This window comes from Variovorax ureilyticus, assembly GCF_037889935.1.
Classification (GTDB): Bacteria; Pseudomonadota; Gammaproteobacteria; order Burkholderiales; family Burkholderiaceae_C; genus Variovorax; species Variovorax ureilyticus.
The window spans coordinates 79493-91040 of record NZ_JBBKZU010000017.1 but is presented as its reverse complement, the minus strand read 5'-3'; the positions used below and the strand labels follow the sequence as shown (position 1 = coordinate 91040).

Genomic DNA, 11548 nt, shown 5'->3' with positions numbered 1-11548 from the left:
ATCGCCGCACCATGCTGCTGGCCGCTTGTGCCGGAGCGCTGGTGGCCGCGGGCTGCGCGACGCCGGGCGCATCGAGGCAGGCCGGAACGATCGAGGCATGGAGCGGTCGCCTCTCGCTGCGGATCGACAGTCAGCCCGTCCAGACCTTCGCGGCACTGTTCGAGCTGCGAGGCGCTCCGCAGGCCGGCACCCTTACGCTCACGAGCCCGATCGGCAACACGCTGGCGCAGCTTCACTGGGCCCCGGGCGAGGCGCTGCTGATGAACGGCAAGGAATCGCGGCGATACGACTCGGTCGATGCGCTGATCGAGGCAGCGACGGGCGCGGCCATTCCGGTCGCCGCGCTTTTCGGATGGCTCGCGGGCCGCGACGACCACGTACCCGGCTGGCGGCCGGACCTGTCGCAGGTCAACGCCGGCAAGTTGCAGGCGACGCGCGAATCACCCGAGCCGCGCGCCGACCTGCGCATCGTGTTTGAACGCGCATGAAGGCCCTCTACGATCTCCCCGCTCCGGCCAAGCTCAATCTCTTCCTGCACGTCACCGGCCGGCGCGCGGATGGCTACCACCTGCTGCAGTCGGTTTTCATGCTCATCGACTGGAGCGATGCGCTGCATTTCGAGCGTCGAGACGATGGCAAGGTCACGCGCGAGGACCTGACCACGCCCCTGCCCGCGGACGATCTCGTCGTCCGCGCTGCCCGGGCCCTTCAGGCGTTCACCCGGACGGCGCGGGGCGTGCACATTGGCGTCGCCAAGCACGTCCCGGCACAGGCCGGCATGGGAGGTGGGTCGTCCGACGCGGCGACCTGCCTGCTCGCGCTCAATCGACTCTGGGAACTGAACCTGCCGCTCGCCAAACTCGAACAGATCGGCCTGGGCCTGGGCGCGGACGTGCCCTTCTTCCTCCGCGGACACAATGCGTGGGTCGAGGGGATCGGCGAGGAAATCACGCCGGTTTCGCTTCCATCGGGGCGCTTCGCCGTCGTCAAGCCTGACCAAGGCCTTGATACGCGAGAAATTTTTTCTGCGCCGGACCTCCAACGTGAAACTCCTGCTGCTATACTCTCTGGCTTTGCTGCATACAGTGAAGCGGAAGCAGACAGTTTTCGCTTTGACTTCGGTCATAACGACCTGCAGCCGGTAGCGCAGAGGCTCTGCCCCGCAGTCACCCAGGCCATTGAGTGGCTTGGATCTCAAGGGTTGGAGGCGCGCATGACTGGCTCGGGAAGTTCGGTGTTCGCAGCAATGCGGCATGATGCAGAATTGGCCGAGGCCCCTCAGGGCTGGCAGGTTCGCAAGTGCAGCAATCTGGCAGTTCATCCTCTGGTGGGGTGGGCGGTCTAGAAATCAGAGCGCTCTGCGGTCTGATGCGACATATATCGGTGAATGGCATTGGCCATTGACCTGTGTAGGGGAGTCGCCAAGCTGGTTAAGGCACTGGATTTTGATTCCAGCATGCAAAGGTTCGAATCCTTTCTCCCCTGCCAAATCTTCATTCACAAGATTGTTGGCGGCTCCTTCAAGAGCCATTTCGCATTGCCGGATGCAATTCGCCGGGACGCTCATGCAGGCACATAACCCTGATTTCATGGTTTTCACCGGCAATGCCAATCCTGGGCTTGCCGCTGAAATTTCTCAGCACCTCGGTACTTCGCTGGGCGCCGCGCGTGTCGGCCGCTTCTCCGATGGCGAAGTCACCGTCGAGATCAACCAGAACGTCCGGGCGCGCGATGTCTTCGTCGTCCAGTCGACTTGCGCACCCACCAACGAAAACCTGATGGAACTGCTCATCATGGTCGACGCGCTCAAGCGCGCTTCGGCCGAGCGCATCAGTGCCGTGATCCCCTATTTCGGCTACGCCCGACAGGACCGCCGTCCGCGTTCCAGCCGCGTGCCGATCTCGGCCAAGGTGGTCGCCAACCTGCTCGAAACCGTGGGCGTGGCGCGCGTGCTGACCATGGACCTGCATGCCGACCAGATCCAGGGCTTCTTCGACATCCCGGTCGACAACATCTACGCGTCGCCGGTGCTTCTGGGCGACCTGCGCCAGAAGAACTACGAAGACCTGATCGTCGTGTCGCCCGACGTCGGCGGCGTGGTCCGCGCCCGTGCGCTGGCCAAGCAACTGAATTGCGACCTCGCGATCATCGACAAGCGCCGTCCGCGTGCCAACGTGAGCGAAGTCATGCACGTGATCGGCGAGATCGACGGCCGCAACTGCGTGATCATGGACGACATGATCGACACGGCCGGCACGCTGGTCAAAGCGGCCGAAGTGCTGAAGGAACGCGGCGCCAAGAAGGTCTACGCGTATTGCACGCACCCGATCTTCTCGGGTCCGGCCATCGAGCGCATCGCCAAGGGCACCGCGCTCGACGAAGTGGTGGTGACCAACACGATCCCGCTCTCCGCCGGCGCAACCGGCTGCACCAAGATTCGCCAGCTCTCCGTGGCGCCGCTGATCGCCGAGACGATCCAGCGCATCGCCAAGGGCGAGTCGGTCATGAGTTTGTTCTCCGACCAGGAAAATCTCTTCTGAGATCCTGATCCGAGCAAAAAGCCGGGCTTCCTTCGGGAAGCCCTTTTTAAACCGGAGTCGCACTGGTCGCGGTCGACTTCCACAGGAGCCAGTTATGAAATTCGTCGCTTTTGAGCGCGCCAAGCAGGGTACGGGTGCGAGCCGCCGTCTGCGCATCTCGGGCAAGACGCCCGGCATCGTCTACGGTGGTGAAGGCCAGCCGCAACTTATCGAACTCGATCACAACGCGCTGTGGCACGCCCTCAAAAAGGAAGCCTTCCACTCGTCGATCCTCGAGATGGAACTCGGCGGCCAGGTCGCGAAGGTCCTGCTGCGTGACGTGCAGTACCACCCGTTCCGTCCGCTCGTACAGCACGTCGACTTCCAGCGCGTCGATGCCCGCACCCGCATGACCGTCAAGGTGCCGCTGCACTTCAAGGGTGAAGAAGAGTCCACCGCCGTCAAGCTCGATCACAACCTCGTGAACCACGTGATGACCGAAATCGAAGTCAGCTGCCTGCCGGCCGACCTGCCCGAGTTCATCGAGATCGACCTCTCGGGTCTGACCAAGAACGCGACGGTCACGGTCAAGGACATCAAGCTGCCGAAGGGCCTGAAGTTCGTGGCCCACGGCAAGGGCAACCCGGTCGTGGTGTCCGCCGTGTCGCCGGTGGTCGCGGAAGAAGCGCCTGCCGAAGGCGCGCCTGCTGAAGGCGCTCCGGCTGCAGCCAAGGCAGACGCCAAGGCCCCCGCCAAGAAGAAGTAACTCGCGCATCCCGTGCGCTTTCGATGGCCCGCCTCGTGCGGGCCATTTTGTTTTGGGAACCACCCAACCCAGATAATCCCCGCATGATCAAGTTGTTCGTCGGCCTTGGGAATCCCGGCCCGGAATACGAAGCCACACGCCACAACGCCGGCTTCTGGTGGATCGATGCGCTCGCACGCGACCTGAAGCTCACGCTCTCGCCCGAGCGCTCGTACCACGGCCTCGTGGCCCGCACGCAGGTGAACGGCAAGCCGCTCTGGCTCCTGGAGCCGCAAACCTTCATGAATGTCTCGGGCAAATCGGTCGCTGCGCTGGCCCGCTTCTTCAAGATCGAGCCGAAGGAAATCCTGGTGGTCCACGACGAACTCGACGTGGTGCCGGGCCAGGCCAAGCTGAAGCTGGGAGGCAGCCATGCCGGCCACAACGGTCTGCGCGACATCCACGCGCAGCTCGGCACCGGAGACTACTGGCGCCTGCGCCTCGGCATCGGCCATCCCGGCGTGAAGTCCGAAGTGGTCAACTGGGTGCTGAAGAAGCCGCTCAAGGAACAGAGGGAGGCGATCGACGACGCGATCGTCCGGACGCTCCATGCGTTCCCGGCCCTGGTGGCCGGCGAGATGGACAAGGCGACCTTGCTCATCCACACGAGCAAGCCGCCCCGCCCCAAACCGCCGAGGCGAGAGCCCGACGGCGGGGGCGAACCCGCCGCGGGCTAGCGGAAGAAGAGGGAAGGAAGGGAGTTACAAGAATGAAGCTGTCACATACCCCGAAGACCACTGCGCGATGCGCAGCGCTGCTCATGGCGACGTGCATCCCCTGGAGCGCCGTCGCGGCCGAAGGCGGCGGCACCTGGCGCTGCGGCAACACCTACACCGACCAACCCTGCAGGAACGGCAGGCTGGTCGAGGTCGATGACGCGCGCGACCCCAGCCATAGGCGCGCGGCCGACGAGACCATCCGCGACGCGCACGCAGCGGCCAACCGCATGGAAGGCGACCGCCGGCGCCTCGAAGCGGCAGGCGCTCGCAACCGGCCGATCCTCATCGACAACAGTCCCGGACGAGATGGCGCCGAGCGGAAGAGCGCGCCCGAAAAACTTCGCAAGGGCAAGAAGGACGTGCTCTACACGAGCATGCAGACCGGGCAGGACGCCGAGTCCACGAAAAAGACGAAGAAGGCGAAAAAGAAAAAATCCGGCGACTAGCCGGATTCAGGAGATCGAGGCGGCGCCGGCAGGGCCCGCCTGGCCCGCTTCCTTGGCGGCCGTGAGTCGCTGGAACTTCTGCCACAGGGTCTCACGCGATTCCACGTGCGCCGGATTGACCGGAATGCAGGCAACCGGGCAGATCTGCACGCACTGCGGTTCGTCGAAGTGGCCGACGCATTCGGTGCACTTGTGCGGGTCGATCTCGTAGATCTCGTCGCCCATGAAGATCGCGTCGTTGGGGCACTCCGGCTCGCAGACATCGCAGTTGATGCATTCGTCGGTGATCATGAGAGCCATCGCGTGATTATCGACCCGGCGGGCGTCTCCCGCCCGTCACTGCCGGATGCCCCCACAGCCGGTGAAAAGCGCGCCGCCCCAGGCAAGCACGGGCATGTTCGTTGCATGACTGCGGTTATGCTGCGCCCCGCCTTATGAGTTTGTTCCTGTTCAAGCGCTTCGTGACGCTGATCGCGACACTGATCGGCGCCTCCATCATCGTTTTCCTCGTGCTCGAGATCCTTCCGGGCAACGCGGCGCAGATCCTGATGGGTCCGGATGCGGCACCCGATGCGGTGGCGGCACTCGCGGCCAAGCTCGGGCTCGACCAGCCGGCCTGGACGCGCTACTGGCACTGGATCGGCGGTCTGCTGACGGGGAACCTCGGTGACAGCTACGCCTACAGCTCGCCGGTCATCGACCTCATCCTCGAACGCCTCGCGCTGACCATTCCACTGGCGCTCCTGGCCATGACCTTCACCACCGTGCTCGCGCTCCTCGTCGGCGTGACGGCGGCGGCGCGCCACAACAAGCTGGGCGACGTGGGTCTGATGGGCCTCACGCAGATCGGCATCGCGATTCCGAATTTCTGGTTCGCGATCCTGCTGATCCTGGTCTTCTCGGTGCAGCTCCAGTGGTTCTCCGCGGGCGGCTTCGAAGGCTGGGACGAAGGCGTCCTTGCCGGCCTGAAATCCCTGTTGCTCCCCGCGCTGTCGCTCGCGGTGGTCCAGGCCGCGATCCTTGCCCGCATCACACGCTCCGCGGTGCTCGAAGTGATGCGCGAGGACTTCGTGCGCACCGCGCGTGCCAAGGGCGTCTCGCAGCGCGCGGTGCTTTGGCGCCATGTGCTTCGCAATGCGCTGATCCCGGTCATCACGGTGATGGGCATGCAGTTCTCCGAGTTGCTGGCTGGCACGATCGTGGTCGAGAACGTCTTCTACCTGCCGGGGCTCGGCCGCCTGATCTTCCAGGCCATCAGCAACCGGGACCTGATCGTGGTGCGCAACTGCGTGATGCTGCTGGCGGCCATGGTGGTCATCGTCAATTTCGTGGTCGACGTGCTCTACGCCGTGATCGACCCGCGCATCAAGGCCCACGACATATGAGCGCCGTTCCTGCAGCGGTGCCCGGCACCGCGCCTGGTCAGACCTCCGGCTTCTGGCGCCGCGCGATGCACCACCGCAGCTTCGTGATCGGCGGCGTGCTCACGCTGCTGCTCGTGCTGGCCGCCACGGTGTCGCTGGCGTGGACCCCGTGGTCGCCCTACGAGATGGACATCGCGAGCAAGTTGCAGAAGCCCAGCGCGGCGCATTGGCTGGGCACGGACACCTTCGGGCGGGATGTGGCTTCGCTGCTGCTCGTCGGCGCGCGCGCATCGATCCTCGTCGGCGTCATCGCGGTCGGCATCGGCCTGACGGTCGGCACGGCGCTCGGCCTGCTGGCGGCGGCCCGCCGCGGATGGGTCGAGGAAGCGATCATGCGCTTCGCCGACTTCTCCATGGCCTTCCCCGCGATCCTGTCGGCCATCATGATGACCGCCGTCTTCGGCGCGGGCATCGTCAACGCGATCATCGCGATCGGCATCTACAACATCCCGACCTTCGCGCGCATCACGCGGGCCTCGGCCAACGCGATCTGGTCGCGCGAATACATCGCGGCGGCGCGCGCCTGCGGCAAGGGCTCGTTCGCGATCACCATGCAGCATGTGCTGCCCAACATCTCGGCGGTGCTGATCGTGCAGATCACCATCCGCTTCGCGATCGCGATCCTCGCCGAGGCCGCCCTCTCCTATCTCGGCCTCGGCACGCAGCCGCCGCAGCCGTCGTGGGGCCGCATGCTGAGCGAGGCCCAGACGATGATGTTCCAGGCGCCTTTGCTCGCGGTCTTCCCGGGCGTGGCGATCGCGCTTGCCGTGCTGGGGCTGAACCTTCTCGGCGACGGTCTGCGCGACCTGCTGGACCCGCGACTTGCCCGTGCCCGCTGAGCCCGATATGCCACTTCTCGAAGTCAAAGATCTCCACGTCCAGTTGCAGACTCAACGCGGCCCGGCCGAAGCGGTGCGCGGCATCGACTTCACGCTGGAGCGCGGCGAAACCCTCGGCATCGTCGGCGAATCGGGCTGCGGCAAGTCGATCACGGTGCAATCGCTGATGGGTCTTCTTCCCTCGACCGCGAAGGTCAGCGGAAGCATCCGCTTCGACGGCACCGAGCTGGTCGGCCTCCCGGAGCGCGCGATGTGCAAGATCCGCGGCGACCGCATCGGCATGATCTTCCAGGAGCCGATGACGGCGCTGAATCCGGTCCACACCGTCGCGCGGCAGGTCGGCGAGCCGCTTCGGCTGCATCGTGGCCTCTCCGCCGCCGAGGCGCGCAAGGAAGTGCTCGCGCTGCTCGACCGTGTCGGCATTCCCGATGCCGCGTCGCGCCTCGATGCCTATCCGCACCAGTTCTCCGGCGGCCAGCGCCAGCGCATCGGTATCGCGATGGCGCTCGCCTGCGGTCCGGACCTGCTGATCGCCGACGAGCCGACCACCGCACTCGACGTCACCATCCAGAAGCAGATCCTCGACCTGATCCGCGGTCTCGTCGCGGAGCGCGGCATGGCGCTGATCCTGATCTCGCACGACCTCGGCGTGATCGCGCAGAACGTCTCGAAGATGCTCGTGATGTACGGCGGCAGCGTGGTCGAAAGCGGCCCCACGTCGTCCGTCTTCGCCGAACGCGCACATCCCTACACGCGCGGCCTGTTCGCGGCGCGGCCTGAACTCGGCACGCCACGCGGCGCGAGGCTCGCGACGATCAAGGGCAGCGTGCCCGAGCTGGTCGACCTGCCAAAGGGCTGCCCCTTCGCGGGCCGCTGCCGCTACACGGTCGATGCCTGCCACGCGACGTGCCCCCCGGAGGTGCAATTGCCGCATGAGCACCTGGTGCGGTGCATCCGGCTGGGCGAAATCGCGGCCGAGGAAAGCATCGCCGCATGACGAACACACCGGCCAACACTCCCTTGCTCGAAGTCACCGACCTCGTGCGCCATTACGCGCTGCCGCGCGAGCGCCTCTTCGGCACACCGCCGATGGTCAAGGCGCTCAATGGCGTGAGCTTCAGCGTCCGACCGGGCCGCAGCCTCGGCATCGTCGGCGAATCGGGCTCCGGCAAATCGACCATCGCGCGGCTCGTGATGGCGCTCGACAAGCCGACCTCCGGCGTCATCAGGCTGCTCGGCGAAGACCTGCATGCCTTGCCCAAGGACGCGCTGCGCAAGGCCCGCCGCAATTTCCAGATGGTCTTCCAGGACCCCTACGGTTCACTCGATCCGCGCCAGACGGTCGAGCGCATCGTGGCCGAACCGCTCGAAGCGCTCGGCGAAACCACGCGTGCGCAGCAGCGCGAGCTGGCCGGCGAATCGCTCGTCGCCGTCGGCCTGCGCCTCGCCGACCTGCACAAGTACCCGCACGAGTTCTCCGGCGGGCAGCGGCAGCGCATCGCGATCGCGCGCGCGCTCATCACGCGGCCGAAGCTCATCGTGGCCGACGAACCGGTGAGTGCGCTCGACGTCTCGGTGCAGGCGCAGGTGCTCAACCTGATGCAGGACCTGCAGCAGCAGTACGGCATCAGCTACCTCCTCATCAGCCACGATCTCGCGGTGGTCAACCACCTGTGCGACGAAGTCTGCGTGCTGCATCGTGGCCTCGTCGTCGAACGCGGCGAGCCGCAGCATCTGTTCGCGCATGCGGAACATCCCTACACGCAGGCCCTGCTGGCCGCGGTGCCGCGCGCCGAACCGGTCATCGCGTCATGAGCAAACACTTGCCGAGCCGGTTGCGGGCCGCCATGATGTAACGTTTGTTTCCCAACACCACAGCTTTCTCTGGAGTCCCGAAACCATGTTGAAACGCCGCACCCTCCTGACCACCGCCGCACTCGCCACCGTGCCGCTCTCGCTGCCGCAGATGGCGCTGGCGCAAGGGCGCAAGGACTCGATGGTGATCGGCATGGCGCTCGAACCGCCGGGGCTCGACCCGACGGCGGGCGCGGCGTCGGCAATCGCCGAGATCGTCCAGTACAACATCCTCGAGACGCTCACCAAGATCAACCCGGACGGCAGCGTCACGCCCTTGCTCGCCGAGAGCTGGGAAGTCTCGCCGGACCTGCGCACCTACACCTTCAAGCTGCGCCGCGGCGTCAAGTTCCAGAACGGAGAACCGTTCAGTGCGCAAACCGTGAAGTTCTCGTTCGACCGCGCGGGCGCGGAAAAGAGTACCAACAAGGACAAGCGCACCTTCGCGAACCTCAGCACCCAGGTAGTCGACGACGCCACGGTGGTGCTCATCAACAAGGAGATCGACCCCGACCTGCCCTTCCTCCTCGGCCAGGCGACGGCGGTGATCGTCGAACCCAAGAGCGCCGACGCCAACGCCACGAAGCCCGTGGGCACGGGCCCCTACAAGCTCGACGCCTGGAACAAGGGCAGCTCGGTGGTGGTGAGCAAGTGGGAGGGCTTCCGCAACGCGGGTTCGATCAAGCTCAACAAGGTCACCTTCCGCTTCATCTCCGACCCGGCCGCGCAGGCCGCGGCGATGCTGGCCGGCGACGTCGATGCCTTCCCTCGCATCGCGACCCGCGTGGTGCCGCAGTTCAAGGCCAACCCGCAGTTCCAGGTGATCCTGAGCGGTTCGCGCGCGAAGACCATCCTGTCGATCAACAACAAGCGCAAGCCGCTCGACGACGTGCGCGTGCGCCGCGCGATCTCCGCGGCCATCGATCGCAAGGCCGTGATCGAAGGCGCGGTGGACGGCTTCGGCGTGCCGATCGGCAGCCACTACGTGCCGGGCGCGCCGGGCTACGTCGACACGACTGGCGTCAACCCGTTCAACATCGAGAAGGCCAAGCAGCTGCTGGCCGAAGCCGGCGTGAAGACGCCGCTCGAACTCACGATGACGCTGCCCCCGCCGCCCTACGCCCGCCAGGGCGGCGAGGTGATCGCCGCGCAGCTGGCCAAGATCGGCATCAACGTGAAGATCCAGAACGTCGAATGGGCGCAGTGGCTCAGCGGCACCTACGGCAACAAGGACTACGACCTCAGCATCGTCTCGCACGTCGAGCCCTTCGACCTCGGGAACTACGCCAAGACGGACTACTACTGGCAGTACCAGTCGAAGGACTTCAACGCGGTGTACGACAAGATCAAGACGACCGGCAACGCGGCCGAACGCAACAAGCTGCTGGGCGATGCGCAGCGCATCCTGGCCAACGACGCGGCCAACGTCTTCCTGTTCCAGCCGCAGTGGCCCACCGTCGCCAAGAAGGGCGTGAAGGGTCTGTGGAAGGACATGCCGATCTTCGTCAACGACCTGTCGACGCTGTCGTGGTGAGCGGACCACGCCATGAGCTGAGCGCACGGGAACTCGTCACCGCGTACCGCAAGGCAGACCTGTCGCCGGTCGAGGTGACGCAGGCGGTGCTCGCTCATGTGGAGCGCTGGGAGCCGCACCTGCAGGCGACGTGGCTGCTCCGGCCCGAGTCCGCACTCGAACAGGCGCGCGCATCCGAAGCGCGTTGGCGGCGCGGCGAGCCCCTCGGCCCGCTGGACGGCGTCCCCACCACCATCAAGGAAAACATCGCGACGCGCGGCGATCCGATGCCCGCGGGCACCGCGGCGGTCACCCTCCTCCCGGCCAGCGCCGATGCGCCACCTGCCGCGCGGCTGAAGGAAGCCGGCGCGGTCATCTTCAGCAAGACGACGATGCCGGACTACGGCATGCTGTCGTCCGGCTTGTCGAGCTTTCATACGCTCGCGCGCAATCCGTGGGATCTGTCGAGAACGCCCGGCGGTTCCAGCGCAGGCGCCGGTGCCGCGGCCGCTGCGGGCTACGGGCCGCTGCATATCGGCACCGACATCGGCGGCTCGCTGCGCCTGCCGGCCGGCTGGTGCGGCATCTTCACGCTCAAGCCCAGCCTGGGCCGCATTCCGATCGATCCGCCCTACATGGGCCGCGCCGCCGGGCCGATGACGCGCACCGTGTCCGACGCCGCGCTGATGATGCAGACGCTCGCGCAGCCCGATGCGCGCGACAGCATGAGCCTGCCTGCGCAGACCATCGACTGGGATGCTTTCGACACCACCGTCGACGACCTGCGCGGCCTGCGCATCGGCCTGCTGCTGGACGCCGGCTGCGGCCTCGCGGTCGATCCCGAGATCCAGCAGGCGGTCGAGCACGCTGCGCGGCTCTTCGAGCGCGCCGGCGCCATCGTCGAGCCGATGCGGCCCTTCATGTCGCAAGCCATGCTCGACGGCATGGACCACTTCTGGCGGATGCGTTCGCTGGTGGACATGAAGGCACTCCGTCCCGAGCAACGCGCGAAGGTCCTGCCCTACATCCGCGCCTGGGCCGAGAGCGCCGAGGGCTTCGGCGGCGAATACGTCTTCCGCGCGTTCAGCCAGTTCCATGCGACGCGCCTCGCGGCCGTTGCCGCGTGCGCGAAATACGACTACGTGATTTCGCCCACCGCGCCGAACATGCCGGCGGCCGCGGAGGCCCCTTCGCCGACCAACGACCCGTTGCGACCGCTGGAGCACATCGGCTTCACCGTGCCATTCAACATGTCGGAGCAACCGGCCGCGTCGATCAACTGCGGATATGCAAAGAACAGCCTGCCGATCGGCATGCAGATCGCCGGAAAGCGCTTCGACGATCTGGGCGTACTCAAGGTCTCGCGTGCATTCGAGCTCATTCGCGAACCGCAGCGGCCCTGGCCGCAACCGCCGGCGGCCTGACGACG

General features: G+C 66.1%; 13 protein-coding genes and 1 tRNA gene. 13 read left to right on the top strand and 1 reads right to left on the bottom strand.

The genetic code is table 11. The features are described 5' to 3' along the window. The first annotated feature begins 11 nt into the window (after positions 1-11). From WKW77_RS29075 to WKW77_RS29045, 7 genes are all read left to right on the top strand, one after another. On the top strand, positions 12-488 hold the full coding sequence (locus WKW77_RS29075) for a lipoprotein insertase outer membrane protein LolB (protein ID WP_340360372.1): 477 nt from the start codon (positions 12-14) through the stop codon (positions 486-488). Beyond that, positions 485-1345: a 4-(cytidine 5'-diphospho)-2-C-methyl-D-erythritol kinase gene (gene ispE / locus WKW77_RS29070; RefSeq protein ID WP_340360371.1), complete on the top strand. Its 861-nt coding sequence runs from the start codon at positions 485-487 to the stop codon at positions 1343-1345. Before WKW77_RS29075 ends, ispE begins: the two co-directional genes overlap by 4 nt. 66 nt (positions 1346-1411) lie before the next feature. Then, a tRNA-Gln gene (locus WKW77_RS29065) sits at positions 1412-1488 on the top strand. Positions 1489-1565: 77 nt separating this feature from the next. After that, complete coding sequence (locus WKW77_RS29060; RefSeq protein WP_324161062.1) at positions 1566-2540, top strand: ribose-phosphate pyrophosphokinase; 975 nt, start codon at positions 1566-1568, stop codon at positions 2538-2540. A gap of 94 nt (positions 2541-2634) precedes the next feature. Beyond that, positions 2635-3285 carry a 50S ribosomal protein L25/general stress protein Ctc gene (locus tag WKW77_RS29055; RefSeq protein ID WP_340360370.1) on the top strand — a complete coding sequence of 217 codons (651 nt, stop codon included), beginning with the start codon at positions 2635-2637 and terminating at the stop codon, positions 3283-3285. A gap of 83 nt (positions 3286-3368) precedes the next feature. Further along, a complete protein-coding gene (pth, locus tag WKW77_RS29050) occupies positions 3369-4001 on the top strand; it encodes an aminoacyl-tRNA hydrolase (protein WP_340360369.1) in 633 nt (210 codons plus the stop codon). A gap of 32 nt (positions 4002-4033) precedes the next feature. After that, positions 4034-4489 (top strand): hypothetical protein, encoded by a 456-nt coding sequence (locus WKW77_RS29045; protein ID WP_340360368.1) that lies wholly within the window; start codon positions 4034-4036, stop codon positions 4487-4489. A 6-nt stretch (positions 4490-4495) separates the two neighbouring features. Here the strand turns inward: WKW77_RS29045 and WKW77_RS29040 are convergent, their stop codons facing one another. Continuing rightward, positions 4496-4789 (bottom strand): YfhL family 4Fe-4S dicluster ferredoxin, encoded by a 294-nt coding sequence (locus WKW77_RS29040; RefSeq protein ID WP_340360367.1) that lies wholly within the window; start codon positions 4787-4789, stop codon positions 4496-4498. Positions 4790-4923: 134 nt separating this feature from the next. Here WKW77_RS29040 and WKW77_RS29035 point away from each other — a divergent pair, with 134 nt between their 5' ends. The 6 genes from WKW77_RS29035 to WKW77_RS29010 all read left to right on the top strand — a co-directional run bounded on the left by WKW77_RS29035 (position 4924) and on the right by WKW77_RS29010 (position 11543). Continuing rightward, positions 4924-5874 (top strand): ABC transporter permease, encoded by a 951-nt coding sequence (locus tag WKW77_RS29035; protein ID WP_340360366.1) that lies wholly within the window; start codon positions 4924-4926, stop codon positions 5872-5874. After that, complete coding sequence (locus WKW77_RS29030; RefSeq protein WP_340360365.1) at positions 5871-6752, top strand: ABC transporter permease; 882 nt, start codon at positions 5871-5873, stop codon at positions 6750-6752. Before WKW77_RS29035 ends, WKW77_RS29030 begins: the two co-directional genes overlap by 4 nt. Before the next feature lie 7 nt (positions 6753-6759). Then, positions 6760-7749 carry an ABC transporter ATP-binding protein gene (locus WKW77_RS29025; RefSeq protein WP_340360364.1) on the top strand — a complete coding sequence of 330 codons (990 nt, stop codon included), beginning with the start codon at positions 6760-6762 and terminating at the stop codon, positions 7747-7749. Next, positions 7746-8567 (top strand): ATP-binding cassette domain-containing protein, encoded by an 822-nt coding sequence (locus WKW77_RS29020; protein WP_340360363.1) that lies wholly within the window; start codon positions 7746-7748, stop codon positions 8565-8567. Before WKW77_RS29025 ends, WKW77_RS29020 begins: the two co-directional genes overlap by 4 nt. 85 nt (positions 8568-8652) lie before the next feature. Next, complete coding sequence (locus WKW77_RS29015) at positions 8653-10140, top strand: ABC transporter substrate-binding protein (protein WP_340360362.1); 1488 nt, start codon at positions 8653-8655, stop codon at positions 10138-10140. Further along, positions 10137-11543: an amidase gene (locus WKW77_RS29010; protein ID WP_340360361.1), complete on the top strand. Its 1407-nt coding sequence runs from the start codon at positions 10137-10139 to the stop codon at positions 11541-11543. The genes WKW77_RS29015 and WKW77_RS29010 overlap by 4 nt, the downstream gene beginning before the upstream one ends. Positions 11544-11548 lie beyond the last annotated feature (5 nt).

Coding starts and splice junctions, on each gene's coding strand:
- WKW77_RS29075 (WP_340360372.1), top strand. CDS start 12: ATGCTGCTGGCCGCTTGTGCCGGAGCGCTGGTGGCCGCGGGCTGCGCG.
- ispE (WP_340360371.1), top strand. CDS start 485: ATGAAGGCCCTCTACGATCTCCCCGCTCCGGCCAAGCTCAATCTCTTC.
- WKW77_RS29060 (WP_324161062.1), top strand. CDS start 1,566: ATGCAGGCACATAACCCTGATTTCATGGTTTTCACCGGCAATGCCAAT.
- WKW77_RS29055 (WP_340360370.1), top strand. CDS start 2,635: ATGAAATTCGTCGCTTTTGAGCGCGCCAAGCAGGGTACGGGTGCGAGC.
- pth (WP_340360369.1), top strand. CDS start 3,369: ATGATCAAGTTGTTCGTCGGCCTTGGGAATCCCGGCCCGGAATACGAA.
- WKW77_RS29045 (WP_340360368.1), top strand. CDS start 4,034: ATGAAGCTGTCACATACCCCGAAGACCACTGCGCGATGCGCAGCGCTG.
- WKW77_RS29040 (WP_340360367.1), bottom strand. CDS start 4,789: ATGGCTCTCATGATCACCGACGAATGCATCAACTGCGATGTCTGCGAG.
- WKW77_RS29035 (WP_340360366.1), top strand. CDS start 4,924: ATGAGTTTGTTCCTGTTCAAGCGCTTCGTGACGCTGATCGCGACACTG.
- WKW77_RS29030 (WP_340360365.1), top strand. CDS start 5,871: ATGAGCGCCGTTCCTGCAGCGGTGCCCGGCACCGCGCCTGGTCAGACC.
- WKW77_RS29025 (WP_340360364.1), top strand. CDS start 6,760: ATGCCACTTCTCGAAGTCAAAGATCTCCACGTCCAGTTGCAGACTCAA.
- WKW77_RS29020 (WP_340360363.1), top strand. CDS start 7,746: ATGACGAACACACCGGCCAACACTCCCTTGCTCGAAGTCACCGACCTC.
- WKW77_RS29015 (WP_340360362.1), top strand. CDS start 8,653: ATGTTGAAACGCCGCACCCTCCTGACCACCGCCGCACTCGCCACCGTG.